The sequence below is a fragment of the Streptomyces apocyni genome (genome assembly GCF_009739465.1).
In the GTDB taxonomy this organism is placed as follows: Bacteria; Actinomycetota; Actinomycetes; order Streptomycetales; family Streptomycetaceae; genus Streptomyces; species Streptomyces apocyni.
In genome coordinates this window covers 555465-572744 of sequence record NZ_WHOM01000065.1, presented here as the reverse complement: position 1 = coordinate 572744, position 17280 = coordinate 555465, and the positions used below count along the sequence as shown (strand labels likewise).

General features: G+C 71.1%; 12 protein-coding genes. All 12 read right to left on the bottom strand.

All coding sequences use genetic code 11. From position 1 onward, the window contains the following. Positions 1-5: 5 nt before the first annotated feature. A complete protein-coding gene (locus tag GCN81_RS21525) occupies positions 6-3077 on the bottom strand; it encodes a helix-turn-helix transcriptional regulator (protein WP_156726244.1) in 3072 nt (1023 codons plus the stop codon). Positions 3078-3274: 197 nt separating this feature from the next. Continuing rightward, positions 3275-3442, bottom strand: a complete 168-nt coding sequence (locus GCN81_RS31980; protein ID WP_197287729.1) for a hypothetical protein — start codon at positions 3440-3442, stop codon at positions 3275-3277. 187 nt (positions 3443-3629) lie between these two features. Further along, positions 3630-4247 carry a hypothetical protein gene (locus GCN81_RS21520; RefSeq protein ID WP_156726243.1) on the bottom strand — a complete coding sequence of 206 codons (618 nt, stop codon included), beginning with the start codon at positions 4245-4247 and terminating at the stop codon, positions 3630-3632. An 82-nt stretch (positions 4248-4329) separates the two neighbouring features. Further along, complete coding sequence (locus GCN81_RS21515) at positions 4330-6540, bottom strand: MMPL family transporter (protein WP_156726242.1); 2211 nt, start codon at positions 6538-6540, stop codon at positions 4330-4332. 188 nt (positions 6541-6728) lie between these two features. Further along, entirely contained in the window at positions 6729-8240 is a 1512-nt protein-coding gene (gene gatB, locus GCN81_RS21510) for an Asp-tRNA(Asn)/Glu-tRNA(Gln) amidotransferase subunit GatB (protein ID WP_156726241.1), read from the bottom strand. A gap of 16 nt (positions 8241-8256) precedes the next feature. Then, positions 8257-8496, bottom strand: a complete 240-nt coding sequence (locus GCN81_RS21505) for a hypothetical protein (protein ID WP_156726240.1) — start codon at positions 8494-8496, stop codon at positions 8257-8259. Continuing rightward, complete coding sequence (gene gatA / locus GCN81_RS21500) at positions 8493-9998, bottom strand: Asp-tRNA(Asn)/Glu-tRNA(Gln) amidotransferase subunit GatA (RefSeq protein ID WP_156726322.1); 1506 nt, start codon at positions 9996-9998, stop codon at positions 8493-8495. Before gatA ends, GCN81_RS21505 begins: the two co-directional genes overlap by 4 nt. A 23-nt stretch (positions 9999-10021) precedes the next feature. Continuing rightward, a complete protein-coding gene (gene gatC, locus GCN81_RS21495; protein WP_015036350.1) occupies positions 10022-10318 on the bottom strand; it encodes an Asp-tRNA(Asn)/Glu-tRNA(Gln) amidotransferase subunit GatC in 297 nt (98 codons plus the stop codon). 475 nt (positions 10319-10793) lie between these two features. Further along, complete coding sequence (locus tag GCN81_RS21490; RefSeq protein WP_156726239.1) at positions 10794-12929, bottom strand: putative bifunctional diguanylate cyclase/phosphodiesterase; 2136 nt, start codon at positions 12927-12929, stop codon at positions 10794-10796. 303 nt (positions 12930-13232) lie between these two features. After that, complete coding sequence (ligA, locus tag GCN81_RS21485; RefSeq protein WP_156726238.1) at positions 13233-15434, bottom strand: NAD-dependent DNA ligase LigA; 2202 nt, start codon at positions 15432-15434, stop codon at positions 13233-13235. An 88-nt stretch (positions 15435-15522) separates the two neighbouring features. Next, positions 15523-16539, bottom strand: coding sequence for a methionine synthase (locus tag GCN81_RS21480; RefSeq protein ID WP_156726237.1), 1017 nt, complete (start codon positions 16537-16539; stop codon positions 15523-15525). Between the two features lie 49 nt (positions 16540-16588). Further along, the gene (locus GCN81_RS21475; RefSeq protein WP_156726236.1) at positions 16589-17278 is read right to left on the bottom strand and encodes an SDR family oxidoreductase; all 690 of its coding nucleotides are present in this window, start codon (positions 17276-17278) and stop codon (positions 16589-16591) included. Between the last annotated feature and the right edge of the window lie 2 nt (positions 17279-17280).

The following is a 17280-nucleotide window of genomic DNA, read 5'->3' as shown; positions in this document are numbered from 1 at the left end:
ACAGATCAGGCCCCTGCGCGCTGCGGCTCGGCGGGGAACAGCCGTAGGCGGTGGGCCAGGGCCGCTGCCTCGCCTCGGCCGGAGACGCCCAGCTTGGCGAGGATGTTGGAGACGTGGACGCTCGCCGTCTTCGGGGAGATGAAGAGTTCCTCGGCGATCTGGCGGTTGCTGCGGCCGACCGCGACGAGGCTGAGCACGTCCCGCTCCCGGCTGGTGAGGCCAAGCGACTGGGCCGGGTCGTCGGGGGCCTGGGCGGGGGCGGGCACCGACGGCGCCGGTCCGGACAGGGTGAGCCGGGCGCGCTGGCTGAGCTGGGTGATGTCCTCGGCGAGCGGTCGGGCGCCGAGCCGCTCCGCCACCTCGCGGGCCTGGCCGAGCAGCCCGGCGGCCCTGCGGCGTGCGGCGTCGTCCGGGGCGGCCGAGAGCAGGGCTTCGGCGAGGCGGTGCTGTACCTGGGCCAGGTCGTAGGGGCGCTCCAGGGGCTGGAAGGTGTCGAGTGTCTCGTCCCAGTCGGCGACCGTGTCGCGTCCCTCGGCGCGCAGGAGTTCGGCGCGGACCCAGCGCTCGTATCCCTTCCAGACGGGCACCAGGGTCGCCACGGGCTTGGCGACGGCCCGGATACGTGCGATGGCCTCGCCGCGGCCGGGCTCGGCCGCGGGCAGCCCACGGGCGGCGGCCTCCGCCTGGGCGGCGACCAGGAGCAGCGGCCAGACATAGCGCCGCGCGCCTGCGGGAAGGCCGTGCTGGGCTGCCTTGGCCAGGCCGTCCCGGACATCCTGAAACCGGCCCCCGGCTGCGGCGATGGACATCTCCAGGCGGGCCAGCGGAATGACGTCCTGCGGTACGGGGTCATGGCTGCCGAAGTGCTCGCGGGCCGCCTCGAGTTCCGTTGCCGCCGTGGCCACGTCTCCCCGGGCCAGCGCCAGGCTCGCGAGCAGCCGGGACGCCGTGCCCCGTGGGTGACGGCTGGTCGACTTGCGACGGGCCCACAGCGCGGCCTTGGCGGACTCCTGGAACCGGCCGAGAGACAGGAGTGACTCGGCCTTGTTGGCCAGGAGCCAGGCCTTGGCGTCCAGCCCTCGGTACGCGCGGCAGCGTTCGGTGCCCTCGGTGGCTATCTCGACCGCTTCGCTCGAACGCCCGACGCCTTCCAGCTCGGATGTGAGGTTGATGTAGCTGCGGCCGGTCTGCGAGGCCAGGCCCTGCTCGACCACGCGCTTCTTGACGTCGTACATCTCGGCGAGTCCGGTGTCGATGTCGCCAGCGTCCACCAGGATGCCGCCGTAGGTGAGCCGCGCGTGCAGTTCGATGCGCTCGGCACCCAGCATGCGCGCGTACTCGACGGCACGCTCGGCCGCCTCCAGGCTCTCCGCTCCGGGTTCATGCAGCATGCCCCAGGCGGCGGCGACGGACAGCACTTCGGCGTGCACTTCGGACGGCGGCAGGCCACGCACCAACTCCTGCGCGGCGGCGATCTCCTGCCAGCCGTCGCTGCGGCCCAGGGCGGAGCACAGCCAGGAACGCTGCACCCAGAACCACGCCGACCGCAACGGGTCGCTCGCGTCGTCCAGCAGCCGCAGGGCCTGCTTGGTGATCTTCAGGGCGCGCTCCCGCTCGCCGCAGAGCCGCCCCGCGACGGTCGCTTCGGCCATCAGGTCCAGGTAGCCGAGCGGGGTGGTCTCGGGGTCGCAGCCGCAGGGCGGGTACGCCTCGGCGTAGTCCACGGGGCGCAGGGCGTCCCGTACCTCCTGCGGCACGTCCTCCCACAGCTCCATCGCGCGCTCCAGCATCCGTAGTTGCTCGGAGTGCGCGTGGCGGCGCCTGGCCTCGACGGAGGCGCGCAGCACGGCGGGCAGGGCCTTGGCCGCGTCGTGGGCGTGGTACCAGTAGCTGGCCAGGCGCGGGGCACGCTGATCGGCGCGGACCAGCGAGGGGTCCTCTTCCAGGGCCTCGGCGTAGCGGCGGTTGAGCCGGGAGCGCTCGCCGGGCAGCAGGTCGTCGCTGACGGCCTCGCGGACCAGGGAGTGCCGGAAGCGGTAGCCGTCGCCGTCGTCGCTGGCCAGCAGGATGTTGGCGCCAACCGCCGACCGTAGGGCCTCGATCAGGGTGTCCTCGGTGAGGCCCGCGACGGCGGCCAGGAGTGCGTACTCGACCGTGGAGCCGCCTTCGGCGACGAGCCGGGCGATGCGCTGGGTGTGCTCGGGCAGTGCCTCGACCCGGACGAGAAGGAGGTCGCGGAGAGTGTCGGGCAGGCCTGTGGTGCAGCCCTCGTCCTGGGCGGCGGCCAGTTCCTCCACGAAGAAGGCGTTGCCGTCGGAGCGCTGGAAGACCTGGTCCACCAGGGATTGGTCCGGCTCGGCCGCCAGGATTCCGGCCAACTGGCGGCGGACTTCCAGCGGGGTGAAGCGGGCCAGCTCGATCCGCCGGACGGTGCGCAGCCGGTCCAGCTCCGCGAGCAGGGGGCGCAGCGGATGGCGGCGGTGGATGTCGTCCGCGCGGTAGGTGGCGATGACGACGAGACGGCCACGGTGCAGGGTGCGGAACAGGTACGAGAGTAGATGGCGGGTCGAGGCGTCGGCCCAGTGCAGGTCCTCGATGACAAGAACGACGGTGCGCCGCGCGGCGATCCGCTCCAGGAGGCGGGCGGTCAGCTCGAAGAGGCGGGCGGTGCCCTCCTCGTCACTGGGGCCCGACCTGGCGTACGGCCCCCGGCTCACTTCGCCGATCTCGGGCAGCAGCCTGGCCAGTTCCTCCTCCTGGCCGTCGGCGGCGGCGGCCAGTTCGTCGGGCAACTGTCTGAGCAGGGAACGCAGCGCGGTGGAGAAGGGAGCGAACGGCAGCCCCTCGGCGCCTATTTCGACGCAGCCGCCGAGCGCCACGACGGCGTCCTCCCGGCAGGCCCCGGCGGAGAACTCCTCGATGAGCCGGGTCTTGCCGACCCCGGCCTCACCTCCCACCAGCAACGCCTGCGGCTCGCCCGCGGCGGCGCGGGCGAGCGCATCGTTCAGGGTGGCCAGCTCACTTGTGCGGCCGACGAACACGGGGCTGAGGGACCTGTTTTCCACAGCGTTGAGCATCGCACAGGGGTCTGACAGCGCGGCACTCGTTTTCGGCGCTCCCGAGCACCTCGGGCGCCTGCCGGAAACCCGCGCGCCCGCAGGTCGTGGACCTGCGGGCGCGGGGATGGCGGACGGTGGGATGGCGGACAGTGAGCGGGCGGGCGGTGGGATGGCGGGCCAGGGGGTCGCCGTGTCCTGGCCCGCCTGGGCCCGGCTCACGCGGCGCGGGCGAAGCGTGACCGCCAGGACCGCGCTCTCACCTGCCCTTCGGGTTCTTGCTCGGCGATGTCGCGACCGGTGCGGGCCTGGGCGGCCAGGCGGTGGGCGTCGGCCTCGCGGCGCAGGTCGGCCTGGCGGATCTGGTGCAGCGCGTACGTGTACATCTTGGTCTCCCCCGGTGGGTTGTCGTATCGCTCTCTGCGATGTCTCCACTTTCGCCTCCCAGGGGGTACCGCCACATCGGGAGATCGCCGCATCTCTGACGGGACCAGGGCCTTAGGCCGCCCTAGGAGGAGTCCTAGGACGGTCCTGGGGCGGCCTAAGGCCCCGGCCGCCAAACCGCCATCCGCCTTAGGCGGATGGCAGGCCGAGGATCAGACCCGCGTACTTGGCGATGGCCAGCAGCAATCCCAGCACGCCGAGTACCACCCCGGCCCAGGCGACGGACGTGACCCAAGGAGCCTGAACTCGCCCGGAGGTGCCGAACGCGGGCCTGGCCAGCACCACGGCTCCCACCACCAGCGCGGCCAGCGCGAAGGCGCCGCCGATCAGGGCGGTGAGCTGCCAGGAGTCGCCGTACATGGCCTGGATCTGCTGGGCGACGCTGGCGCTCTGCTGGGTCTCCAACTGGCCGATCAGCGTGGAGCGGGCGGCGGCGACCGTGCCGACCCAGCTGCCGGTCATCGCCACGACCGCGAGTCCTACGGAGACGATCGCGGCCGCGCCCTGGCCGACTCCCGTACGGGGCTTGTCGCCGACCACGGCTGAAAGCTCGGCGTCGTCGGCGTCGTCGGCGTCGTCGCTGTCGCTGTCGGCGGTGTCGTCGAGCGGGGCTTCCGCCTCGCTCGCGTGGTCGGTGTCGGTGTCGGTGTCGGTGTCAGTAGCGTGCCCGGGCTCGTTCTCGGCCTCAGCCTCGGTGGCGTTCCCGTCCGCGCTAGCGGCTTTGTCCTGGTTCGTCGCAGTCGTCATACGGCGCACGCTAGGTGCCCCGCCTGAGAGCTTCCTTCACACCAGGCCTCCCGTCTGAGAGAGGCCTTAACGCCCCAGGCCACTAGCGGGACGCGCCCACCTCGACCCGCTCCGGCTCCTCGCCCTCCCGCTGCCCGGGAAGCACCGGCGTACGGAGGTCGGGCGGCTCGATACTGATCCTCGGCAGCCACCGGTCCAGCCACTTCGGCAGCCACCAGTTCGCGCCGCCGAGCATGTGCATCAGCGCGGGCACCAGCAACGTCCGCAGCACGAACGCGTCCAGCGCGACTGCCGCCGCCAGCGCGATGCCGAACATGGCGATCACCCGGTCACCGCTCAGCACGAACGCCAGGAAGACCGAAATCATGATCACGGCCGCCGAGTTGATCACCCGGCTGGTCTCGGCGAGGCCGACGCGTACCGCCCGCCGGTTGTCGCCGGTCTCCAGCCACTCCTCGTACATCCGGCTGACCAGGAAGACCTGGTAGTCCATCGAGAGCCCGAAGAGTACGGACACCATGATGACCGGCAGGAACGGCTCGATCGGCCCAGCCCGCCCGAGGCCGAGCAGCTCACTCCCCCAGCCCCACTGGAAGATCGCGACCACCACGCCGAACGACGCGGCGACCGCGGCGACGTTCATCGCGGCGGCCTTGAGCGGGATGCCGATGGACCGGAACGCGAGCAGCAGGAGCAGGCTTCCGAGGCCGATCACGACCCCCACGAAGAGAGGCAGCTTCCCGATGATGACCTCGGCGAAGTCGTCGTAGCTCGCGGTGATCCCCCCGACGTACGTGTCGACCGACGCTCCGGCCCCCGGCAGCACCTCGTCGCGCAACTGGCTGACCAGGTCGCTGGTGGCCTTCGACTGCGGAGCCGAATCGGGGACGACGGTCAGGAAGCCGATCTCGCCGTTCGGGGCGTACGTCACCGGGGTGACCGATGCGACGCCATCCGTGTCCCGCAGCGTGTCACCGAGCCGGTCGAGAGCGACCGTGCCCTGCGGGCCGTGAACCTCGCCGACGACGGTCAGCGGCCCGTTCACGCCGGTGCCGAAGCCCTCGGCGAGCAGGTCGTAGGCCTGCCGGGTGGTGGCGCTCGTGGGGTTGTTGCCCTGGTCGGATGTGCCGAGCCGGAGCGAGAGCGTGGGCAGCGCGAGCGCGGCCATCAGCAGCAGCGCGAGCGCGCCCAGCGCCTTGGGGCGGCGCTCCACGAACGCCGACCAGCGGGCGGCGAAGCCGGTGGGAAGCTCGGGCTGCGGGCCGTGCTCGTCGAGCCGTCGGCGCTCACGCCGGGACAGCGCCCGGGGTCCGATGAAGGAGAGCAGGGCGGGCAGCAGCGTCACCGACGCCGCGACGGTGAGGAGGACGGTGAGCGAGGCGGCGATCGCCACGCCGTTGAGGAAGTTCAGCCGCAGGATCAGCATCCCCAGGAGCGCGATACACACGGTGGCGCCCGCGAAGACGACCGCGCGCCCGGTGGTGGCGACCGCGTTCTCGGCCGCCTCGCGCACCGGAAGGCCGCGTTTGAGGCCACGTCGGTGCCGGGTCACGATGAACAGCGCGTAGTCGATACCGACGCCGAGGCCGACGAGCATGCCGAGCATCGGGGCGAAGTCGGCGACCGTCATCAGATGGCCGAGCAGTACGGTGCCCGCGTACGCCGTACCGACGCTGACCAGCGCGGTGGCGATCGGCAGCATACTGGCGGCGAACGAGCCGAACGCGAGGAAGAGGACAACGGCGGCGACGGCGACTCCGACGGCCTCCGCGATATGCCCGCCCGGCGCCTCGGTGACCCCTATGGCCGTGCCGCCGAGTTCCACCTGCAGGCCATCGGCCTCGGCGGCCTTGGCGGTCTTGACGACGGTCGCCACCTGGGCCTCGTCGAGCTCGTTGGCGGGCTTGTCGAAGGCGATGGCGGCGTAGGCGGTGTGCCGGTCCTGGCTGATCTGCGCCTCGCCCGCCGCGTGGTACGGGCTGGTGACGGAGGCGACGCCGGGCAGTTCCGCGACCTTGTCCAGCGTCTCGGCCATCGTGTGCTGGACGTCGACGGCGCGCACCGTGCCCTGGTCCGTGTGCCAGACGATAGTGCCGGTTTCGCCACCGAGGTCGGGGAAGCCGGACTTCAGCAGTTCGGTGGCGCGGCCCGAGTCAGTGCCGGGGACCTTGTAGTCGTTCGAGTACGCGGACCCGGCGATCTGGGCGGCGGCGCTGACGCCGCCCAGGGCGAGCAGCCACAGAAGAACGGTGACGAGTCGGTGCTGTACGCACCACCGTGCGATGACTGCCACGCAGTTGCTCCCTGTGTTCGTTATCCGCGGCGGGAAACAGCCCGTGACGTACGCACGCTCGCACCCGTTCCTCGCCCACTTTTACAGTAGGAAGAGATCATTTGTCCTTTTCGTGTTTCTCTTCACAGCGCGAAGGGCGGTGCACCGGTTGATCCGGTGCACCGCCCTCGCTCACACGACGCGTGGCGTCAGCCCTCGACGCCCAGCTTCTGCAGGATGAGTTCCTTGACGCGGGCCGCGTCCGCCTGGCCGCGGGTGGCCTTCATGACGGCGCCGACCAGCGCACCGGCCGCGGCGACCTTGCCGCTACGGATCTTGTCCGCGATCGCCGCGTTGGCCGCGATCGCCTCGTCCACGGCCGCGGTGAGCGCGCCCTCGTCGGAGACGACCTTCAGACCGCGCTTCTCGACGACGGTGTCCGGGTCACCCTCACCCTTGAGTACGCCGTCGATGACCTGGCGGGCCAGCTTGTCGTTCAGGTCGCCCGCCGCGACCAGCGCGGTGACCCGGGCGACCTGGGACGGGGTGATCGCCAGCTCGTCCAGCGCACGGCCGGACTCGTTGGCGCTGCGGGCCAGCTCGCCCATCCACCACTTGCGGGCGGACGCGGCGTCCGCGCCCTCCTCGATGGTGGCGGCGATCAGGTCGACCGCGCCCGCGTTGAGGATCGACTGCATGTCGTGCTCGGAGACGCCCCACTCCTCGCGCAGCCGGTTGCGGCGCACCCGCGGCAGCTCGGGGAGACCCTTGCGGAGCTCCTCGACCCACTCGCGCGCGGGAGCCACCGGGACCAGGTCCGGCTCCGGGAAGTAGCGGTAGTCCTCGGCGTTGTCCTTGATCCGGCCCGCGGTCGTGGAACCGTCTTCCTCGTGGAAGTGCCGGGTCTCCTGGACGATGGTGCCGCCCGACGACAGGACGGCCGCGTGCCGCTGGATCTCGTAGCGGGCCGCGCGCTCGACGCTGCGCAGCGAGTTGACGTTCTTCGTCTCGCTGCGCGTACCGAAGGTCTCGGTGCCGTGCGGACGCAGCGACAGGTTGACGTCGCAGCGCATCTGGCCCATCTCCATCCGGGCCTCGGAGACGCCCAGCGCCTTGATCAGCTCGCGCAGCTCGGCGACGTACGCCTTGGCGACCTCGGGTGCGCGCTGGCCCGCGCCCTCGATCGGCTTGGTGACGATCTCGATGAGCGGGATTCCGGCGCGGTTGTAGTCCAGCAGGGAGTGCGAGGCGCCGTGGATACGGCCGGTCGCGCCACCGACGTGGGTCGACTTGCCGGTGTCCTCCTCCATGTGGGCGCGCTCGATCTCGACGCGGAAGACCTCGCCGTCCTCCAGCTGGACGTCCAGATAGCCGTTGAAGGCGATCGGCTCGTCGTACTGCGAGGTCTGGAAGTTCTTCGGCATGTCCGGATAGAAGTAGTTCTTCCGGGCGAAGCGGCACCATTCGGCGATCTCGCAGTGCAGCGCGAGGCCGATCTTGACGGCGGACTCGACGCCGATCGCGTTGACGACCGGGAGGGAGCCGGGCAGGCCGAGGCAGACGGGGCAGGTCTGCGAGTTGGCGTCGGCACCGAGCTCGGTGGAGCAGCCGCAGAACATCTTCGTCTTGGTGCCGAGCTCGACGTGGACCTCAAGGCCCATGACGGGGTCGTACGTCGCCAGAGCGTCCTCGTACGACGCCAGGTCAGTCGTGACAGTCACGGTGAAACTTTCCCTCTCAGCCCAGCAGGACGTCGTCGTCGCCCAGGCGCTTCAGCTCGCGGTAGAGCAGAGCGATGCCGGTGGCGATGGCGGCGGCGGAGACGACGGCGTCGACCAGCTGGAGCGTGTCGTGCTCATTGCGGGCCTTCTTGGCCCGCTTGATCACGCTGATCGCGCCGAACGCGGTGGTGCCGATGGACAGATACGTACCGGCCTTGGACTTCTTGAAGCCCTTGGCCTTGGCCAGCGTGCTCACAGCGACGGAGCCTCCTCTAGCAGCGGGTGGCCCCACTTTTCCACGAAGGCCGCCTCGACGGCAGCTCCGACCCTGTACAGCCGGTCGTCCTTCATGGCGGGGGCGATGATCTGCAGACCGACCGGAAGGCCGTCCTCCGGCGCGAGGCCGCAGGGCAGCGACATGGCGGCGTTGCCCGCCAGGTTGGTCGGGATGGTGCACAGGTCGGCAAGGTACATCGCCATCGGGTCGTCCGCGCGCTCACCGATCGGGAAGGCGGTGGTCGGCGTGGTCGGGCTGACCACCACGTCCACCTGCTCGAAGGCCTTCTCGAAGTCCTGGGTGATCAGGGTGCGGACCTTCTGGGCGCTGCCGTAGTACGCGTCGTAGTAGCCGGAGCTGAGCGCGTACGTGCCGAGGATGATGCGGCGCTTGACCTCGTCGCCGAACCCGGCCTCACGGGTGAGCGCGGTGACGTCCTCGGCGGACTTGCTGCCGTCGTCGCCGACCCGCAGGCCGTAGCGCATGGCGTCGAAGCGGGCCAGGTTGGACGAGCACTCGGAGGGCGCGATCAGGTAGTACGCGGAGAGGGCGAGGTCGAAGGACGGGCAGTCCAGCTCGACGATCTGGGCGCCCAGCTCCTTGAGCAGCTCGACGGACTCGTCGAAGCGCTGCATCACACCGGCCTGGTAGTGCTCGCCGCGGAACTGCTTGACGACGCCGACGCGCATGCCCTGGACCGAGCCGTTACGGGCCGCCTCGACGACCGGCGGGACCGGGGCATCAATGGAGGTGGAGTCCATCGGGTCGTGGCCCGCGATCGCCTCGTGCAGCAGGGCCGCGTCCAGGACCGTACGGGCGCAGGGGCCGCCCTGGTCGAGGCTGCTGCTGAACGCCACCATGCCGTAGCGGGAGACGCCGCCGTAGGTCGGCTTGACGCCGACTGTGCCGGTGACGGCGGCGGGCTGGCGGATGGAGCCGCCGGTGTCGGTGCCGATGGCGAGCGGGGCCTCGAAGGAGGCGAGGGACGCGCTGGAGCCGCCGCCGGAGCCGCCGGGGATGCGGGTGAGGTCCCAGGGGTTGCCGGTCGGCCCGTAGGCGCTGTTCTCGGTGCTGGACCCCATGGCGAACTCGTCCATGTTGGTCTTGCCGAGGATGACGACGTCGGCGTCCTTGAGCTTCTTGGTCAGCGTCGCGTCGTACGGCGGGACCCAGCCCTCGAGGATCTTCGAGCCGACCGTGGTCGGCATGTTCATGGTGGTGAAGATGTCCTTGAGCGCGAGAGGTACTCCGGCCAGCGGGCCGAGCTTCTCGCCGCTGGCCCGCTTCTCGTCGACGGCGCGGGCCTGCGCGAGGGCGCCCTCACGGTCGACGTGCAGGAACGCGTGCACCTTCTCGTCGACGGCCTCGATCCGGGCCAGGTGGGCCTCGGTGACCTCGACGGCGGTGAGCTCGCCGGAAGCGATCTTCGCGGCGATCTCGGCCGCGGTGAGCCGGATGATCTCGGACTTGCTGTCCGTCATATCTGTCATGTCCGTCATGGTGATTAGTCCTCCCCCAGGATCTGCGGCACCTTGAAACGCTGCTGCTCCTGGGCCGGGGCGCCGGAGAGCGCCTGCTCGGGGGTGAGCGACGGACGGACCTCGTCCGCGCGCATGACGTTGGTCAGCGGCAGCGGGTGGGAGGTCGGCGGTACGTCTTGGTCGGCGACCTCGGAGACGCGGGCGACCGCGCCGATGATGTCGTCGAGCTGGCCGGCGAAGTGGTCGAGCTCTTCGCCCTTCAGCTCCAGACGCGCCAGCCGTGCGAGGTGGGCGACCTCCTCGCGCGTGATGCCAGGCATGCGGATCCTCACGGGGTGACTGTGATGGTGTTGGGGCCAATCCTATGGGCCCAGGCCCCATGCCCGTGAAACGGTTAACCGGCGCGACGCCGATCGTGCTCCCAGGGCTGAGCCAATCCCGCGGCACGAGCTGCCCGACCCCACCGCGCCGAGCGTCCCGACACCGGCCTGCGGCCGGGGTCTCCGCACCCACTCGCCCGTATGCAGGGGCGCGGGAGCGAGGGCACTGGACGCCGCAGTCGCCGACGGCGCTGCGCCCCCCACACACAAGGGCCACCCGCACCCGACAACGCAACCCGCACGGGTGGTGCGGGTGGGAACCACGCCCGGCCGCAGGCCGGGCACACCCACCACCGGCCCGAGGCCACCAACGACACACACAGCCGACGCGCCGCAGGCACACCCGCCCCACAGGGCGCACCCGTCTCCGCAGGGGGCACCCCTCTCCGGAACGCGCCCCGGCGCAGCCGAGCGGCTAGTTCACAACTTGGCCGGACGGCCGCTCCGCCTCCTGCGGCGGGGCGGCGGCCCCCGCGTCGGCCTCCGCCGCAGCGGCCCGCGCCGCCGCCAGCAGTTCGGCGGGCCGCTGCCACCCGCGCGACCCCCGCGCCCGTAGCCACGCCGTGGTCTCCTCGGGCGGCATCGCCGCGGCGACCAGCCATCCCTGCACGGCGTCGCAGCCAAGGTCCCGCAGCCGCTCCCAGGTCTCGTCGTCCTCGACGCCCTCGGCGACGACCAGCAGGCCGAGGGAATGCGCCAGGTCGACCGTGCAGCGGACGATCTCCGCGTCCTCGTTGTCGACGGCGAGCCGCGCCACGAAAGACCGGTCGATCTTGAGTTCGCTCACCGGAAGCCGCCGCAGGTGCACCAGTGAGGAGTACCCGGTCCCGAAGTCGTCGAGCGACATCTTCACGCCGTGCCCGGTGAGCCCCGCCATCGTGTCCGCGGCCCGCTGTGGGTCCTCCAGCAGCACATGCTCCGTTATCTCCAGTTGCAGCGCGCCCGCCGGGACCCCGTGCCGGGCGAGCCGCGCGGCGACCGAACCGGCGAATCCCGGCGTGTGGACGTCCCGTGGCGAGACGTTGACGGCGACCGGCACCTTCAGGTCCTGCGCCTGCCAGCGCGCGACCTGGGCGAGCGCGGTGTCCAGCACGTACTCGGTCAGGTGGGGCATCAGCCCCGACGACTCGGCGATCGCGATGAACTCGTCCGGCGGCACCTTCCCCCGCTCCGGATGCACCCAGCGCACCAGCGCCTCAAGCCCGGCCACCTGGCCGTCGAAACGGACCTTGGGCTGGTAGTGCAGCTCGACCTCGTTGGCGTCCAGGGCGCGGCGCAGGTCGCCCAGCAGGCCCAGCCGGTCAGGCGTGTTGGAGTCCCGCTTGGACTCGTAGACCTCCACGCCCGTACGGTCCCGCTTGGCCTGGTACATCGCCACGTCGGCCCGCCGCAGCAGCCCCTCCGCGTCGACGGCGTGGTCAGGGAAGACGGCGAGCCCGGCGCTGGCTTCGAGCACCAGGGTCAGCCCGTCCAGGTCGAGCGGCGAACTGAGCTCGGCGACCAGCGTGCGTGCCACCCGCTGCGCGCTGGTCGTGGAGTCGCAGGTCGGCAGGAGTACGGCGAACTCGTCGCCGCCGAGCCGCGCGGCCTCCGCCCCGCGCGGCAGTGCCTGCCGCAGCCGGTCAGCGATCTGCAGCAACAGCCGGTCGCCCGCGAGGTGTCCGAGCGTGTCGTTGACGGAGCGAAAGCGGTCCAGATCGATCAGGACGAGCGCGGAGCGCGCGCCGACCCGCTCGGCGTCGTCCAGGGCGGTCCAGGTCCGGTCCAGGAGCCACTGCCGGTTGGGCAGCCCGGTGAGCGGGTCGCGCAGTTGCTCCTCGGCTCTGGCCCGGGCGATCCACAGCGTGGAGTCGAGCGCGATCAACGGGACCGCGAAGAGCGGCAGCAGGACCGGCAGCGCGACGGCGACCACGCAGATCAGTGGCGCGATGCCGAGCAGCGCCACACCCACCAGGCCCTGCCTGACCAGCGCCGGACGGGCGACGTTCGGCAGCCCTACGGGGCGCGGCGCGTGGACGTACCACACCAGCAGGCGGGTCACCACGAGATACGCGGCCGCCGCCAGAGCCACCTCGGGGATGGTCCAGAGGCTCCAGCTCTCTGGTTCCCAGGGGTGTTCCGCCGAGGGGTGCTTGCCGAAGGCGTGGAGCACCAGGGCGCCCGCGCCGATCCCCAGGACGTCGACCGCGCCGTGCACCATGCTCTGGCGTCTGCGGCCGCTGCGCACCGCGCCGACCAGAACGACCACGGTGAGGCTGACCATCGCGGCCGGAACCCAGCCGTAGAGCAGCAGGACGGCGAGGCTGAGGGCGGCGCCCGAGCCGGTGCCGCCCCACCAGCGCTCGCGGCCGAGTGCGACCAGGTGGGCCACGATGATGCCGGTGAGCACGGCGAGGGACCAGCCAGCGGCCGATCCCGGGAATAAGGCCTGGCCGTCGGAGAGCGTGCGGAGGAGTCCCACCGCTAACAAGGCAGTGGCCCCGGCCACGACAGCGACCGGGAGGAATCGGTGCGTCCGCGAGGCCTGCGTGGCACTCTCGGTCGGTTGCATCGGCATCTTCTCGCCTACTGGTAGGGTGAGTTCGCCCTTTGGGCGGCATTTCAGCCGTTTCGGTCTACCGCAGAGGCTGCGGTACGTGAAGTCTGCGGAGCTCGTGTAAACCCCGCCCTGCGAGGGCTGGACTCCCTCCGCTCTCGGAGACCGAGAACCCACCACCCGATGAGGCACGGCAGGCGCACACTTCAACAGTAGGCCGCAGAAGGCGTCCAGGGGCGGCGGTCGTTCACGGTTGCCCGAATGCGACCCGGCCACCCGTATGCATCTGGTATGCGCTGAACGGGTGGCCTTCAACCGCTACTCGCCGGTCGAATCCTCCGTCGGCAGCGCCACTTCACGGGCGGCGTCCGGACCCTGTTCCAGCAGGACAGTGAGGCCCTCTTCGTTGAGGACCGGAACCTTCACCTGCATCGCCTTGTCGTACTTCGACCCGGGGTTGTCCCCCACCACGACGAAGGACGTCTTCTTGGAAACTGACCCTGTCACCTTCGCGCCCTGGCTCTGCAGCGCCTCTTTTGCGCCATCCCGTGTATGCCCCTGCAAGGTGCCGGTGACAACTACCGTAAGGCCCTCCAGCGGCCGCGGGCCGGTGTCCTCGGCGCCTTCCTCCTCAAGCCGCACTCCCGCGGCCTGCCACTTGCGCAGGATCTCCCGGTGCCACTCCTCCGCGAACCACTGCTTGAGCGAGGCGGCGATCCGCGCCCCGACTCCCTCCACCGCGGCCAGTTCCTCCTCGCTCGCCTGCTCGATCCGCTCCAGGGAGCGGAACTCGCGGGCCAGCGCCTCGGCGGCCACCGGTCCGACGTGGCGGATGGACAGGCCCGTGATGATCCGGGCGAGCGGGCGCTCCTTGGCCGCCGCGATGTTCTCCAGCATCGCCAGCGTGTTGGCCTTGGGCTCGCCCTTCTGGTTGGCGAAGAAGGTGACGATCTTCTCCTCACCGGTCTTCGGGTCCCGCTTGGGCAGTCCGCTGTCCTGGTCGAGTACATACGACTTGATGGGCAGCAGCTGCTCGACGGTCAGGTCGAACAGGTCGCTCTCGTCGCGCAGCGGCGGCTCGGCGGGCTCCAGTGGCTGAGTGAGGGCGGTCGCCGCGACATAGCCGAAGTTCTCGATGTCCAGACACTTACGGCCCGCCAGGTAGAACAGTCGTTCCCGCAGCTGGGCGGGGCAGGAGCGGGAGTTGGGGCAGCGCAGATCGATGTCCCCTTCCCTTTCCGGCTTCAGCGGCGTCGCGCACTCGGGGCACTCGGCGGGCATCACGAACTCCCGCTCGCTGCCGTCCCGCAGGTCAGCGACCGGCCCGAGGATCTCGGGGATGACATCCCCGGCCTTGCGCAGCACCACCGTGTCTCCGATGAACACGCCCTTGGCCTTGACCACTTCCTGGTTGTGCAGGGTGGCGAACTCGACCTCGGAGCCCGCGACGGTGATCGGCTCCACCACCGCGTACGGCGTCACCCGGCCGGTGCGTCCGACGCCGACCCGGATGTCCACCAGCTTGGTGTTGACCTCCTCGGGCGGGTACTTCCAGGCGATCGCCCAGCGCGGCGCGCGCGAGGTCGAGCCGAGGCGCCCCTGGAGCGGGATCTCGTCCAGCTTGACGACGACGCCGTCGATCTCGTGCTCGACGGAGTGGCGGTTGTCGCCGAAGTACGCGATGAAGTCCCGTACGCCCTGGAGGTCGCCGACCACCTTGTTGTGCTGGGCGGTGGGCAGGCCCCACTCGTGCAGCAGCTCGTAGGCGTGCGACAGGCAGTCGATGTCGAAGCCCTCGCGGGCGCCGATGCCGTGGACGACCATGTGCAGCGGCCGCGTCGCGGTGACGCGTGGGTCCTTCTGGCGCAGCGAGCCCGCCGCGGCGTTGCGCGGGTTGGCGAACGGCTTGTCACCGCCCGCCACCAGGCGGGCGTTGAGCTCCTCGAACCTCTCCATCGGGAAGAAGACCTCGCCGCGGATCTCGACGAGGGCGGGAACGCGGTCGCCCTTGAGGCGGTCGGGGATGTCCGAGATCGTCCGGACGTTCGGGGTGATGTCCTCGCCGGTGCGGCCGTCGCCTCGGGTGGCGGCGCGGGTCAGGCGGCCGTTCTCGTAGGTGAGGTTGACCGCGAGTCCGTCGATCTTCAGTTCACACAGGAAGTGGTGGTCGGGTGTGCCGACGTCCCTGGCGACCCGCTCCGCCCAGGTGGCCAGCTCGGCGTCGTCGAAAGCGTTGTCCAGGGACAGCATGCGCTCGCGGTGCTCGACCGAGGTGAACTCGGTCTCGTAGGCGCCCGCGACCTTCTGGGTCGGCGAGTCCGGCGTCCTGAGCTCCGTGTACTGCTCTTCCAGGGCCTCCAGGGAGCGCAGCAGCTTGTCGAACTCGCCGTCGCTGATGACCGGCTGGTCCTTCACGTAGTACCGGAAGCGGTGCTCCTCGATCTGCTCAGCGAGCTGCGCGTGCTTCTCGCGCGCCTCCGAGGGCGCCACTGTGTGCTGTGCGTGCTCTTCGCCGGCCACCGTCTCAGTCCTCCCGTAGTCCCGATAGTCCCGTCGCCGGGGGTGCCCCGTCGCCGGGATGTCCCGCCGCGGGACAGCTCACGCGTGATTACTCAGGGTTGTCCGCAAGTGATCGCGCGGCCCGGACGCAATGGGCGAGCGCCGCACGGGCGTACGCGGGTGAAGCCCCCGCGAGACCGCACGACGGTGTGACCACGACCGACCCCGCGAGACTCCCCGGAGCCAGCCCCAGCCTGCGCCACAACGTCCTGACACCACTGACGTTACTGGCAGGGTCTGACAATGCGGCGTCGGCGGACGGTACGACGCCCGCGAACAGCTGAGTCCCCGCCTCGACGGCCTCGCCGATCGTCTCCTCATCACGCTCGGTGAGGAGAGAGGCGTCGAAGGACACCCCCGCGGCCCCGGCCCTGCGCAGCAGCGCGAACGGCACGTCGGGGGCGCAGGAGTGCACGACCACCGGCCCGTCGTGCACCGCCACCAGATCGCGCAGCGCGCTCTCCACGGTCTGCCGGTCCACGGCCCGGTGGGTGCGGTACCCGCTGGCCGTCTTGATCTGCCCGCGCAGCACGGCCGTCAGGGACGGCTCGTCGAGCTGGAGCACCACCTCGGCGCCCGGCACCCGGCGCCGTACCTCCGCGAGATGCTCCGCGAGCCCCTCCGCGAGCGAGCCCGCGAGGTCGCGGCAGGCCCCGGCGTCGCCGAGCGCGGACTCGCCGTTCCTCCGCTCCAGCGCCGCGGCGAGCGTCCACGGCCCGACGGCCTGCACCTTCAGCGGCCCCCGGTACCCCTGGGTGAACTCCTCCAGGGCATCGAGGTCCTCCCCCAGCCACGACCGGGCCCGCCGGGTGTCCATCCCCGGCCGGTCCCCGATCCGCCAGCCGCTGGGCTCCACGCGCGCGTACACGTCGACCAGCAGCCCGGCGGTCCGTCCGATCATGTCGGCGCCGGGCCCGCGCGCGGGCAGCTCCGGCAGAAACGGCATGCCTTGTTCCGGGGTCTCAAAGGTCCCGGCGACGGTTCTCGCGGCTTCCCGCGCGTCGCCTCCGGGCATCGAACCGACCCCGGTGGCGGGGCCCCAGCTGAACTTGCTCTTTTCGCTCACCCCGGAAGCGTACGGAACGCCACTCGCTCCAGCCTCGATGGAGCCGTGCTCACCGCCCGGGGCGCACCGAGAGGTCATTGACCTCCGCGTCGTGCGGCAGGTCGATCGCCATCAGGATCGTGGTCGCGACGGACTCCGGGTCGATCCAGCGGGACGGCTCGTACTCCTTGCCCTCCTGCTGGTGGACCTTGGCCTGCATCGGGCTCGCGGTACGCCCCGGATAGACCGAGGTGACCCGAACGCCGTTCGGCTTCTCCTCCTGCCGCAGCGAGTCGGCGAGCGCCCTGAGTCCGTGCTTGGAGGCGGCGTACGCGGACCAGTCGGCGTGCGCGTTGAGCCCGGCACCCGAGTTGACGAAGACCACATGCCCCTGTGTGAGCCGCAGTTGGGGCAGGAAGTGCCGGGTGAGCTCGGCCGGGGACACCAGGTTCGCGTTCAGCTGCGCCTGCCAGACCTTAGGGGTGAGCTCCCCGACGGGCCCGAGGTCGACGACACCCGCGATATGCAGCAGGGAGTCGACCCGGTCCGGGAGGCTCTGGTGCGAGAAGGCCCAGGACAGCCGCTCCGGGTCCGCGAGGTCCCCCACGAGGGTACGGGCGCCGGGGTACTCGGCGGCGAGCTCCTTGGCCCGCCCCGCGTCCCGCGCGAGCAGCACCAGCTCGTCCCCGCGCGCGTGCAGACGGCGGGTAACAGCCGCGCCGATGCCGGAACCAGCCCCAGTGATCACATGTGTAGCCATAC

Coding starts and splice junctions, on each gene's coding strand:
- GCN81_RS21525 (WP_156726244.1), bottom strand. CDS start 3,077: ATGCTCAACGCTGTGGAAAACAGGTCCCTCAGCCCCGTGTTCGTCGGC.
- GCN81_RS31980 (WP_197287729.1), bottom strand. CDS start 3,442: ATGTACACGTACGCGCTGCACCAGATCCGCCAGGCCGACCTGCGCCGC.
- GCN81_RS21520 (WP_156726243.1), bottom strand. CDS start 4,247: ATGACGACTGCGACGAACCAGGACAAAGCCGCTAGCGCGGACGGGAAC.
- gatA (WP_156726322.1), bottom strand. CDS start 9,998: ATGACGGACAGCAAGTCCGAGATCATCCGGCTCACCGCGGCCGAGATC.
- gatC (WP_015036350.1), bottom strand. CDS start 10,318: ATGCCTGGCATCACGCGCGAGGAGGTCGCCCACCTCGCACGGCTGGCG.
- GCN81_RS21490 (WP_156726239.1), bottom strand. CDS start 12,929: ATGCAACCGACCGAGAGTGCCACGCAGGCCTCGCGGACGCACCGATTC.
- GCN81_RS21475 (WP_156726236.1), bottom strand. CDS start 17,278: ATGGCTACACATGTGATCACTGGGGCTGGTTCCGGCATCGGCGCGGCT.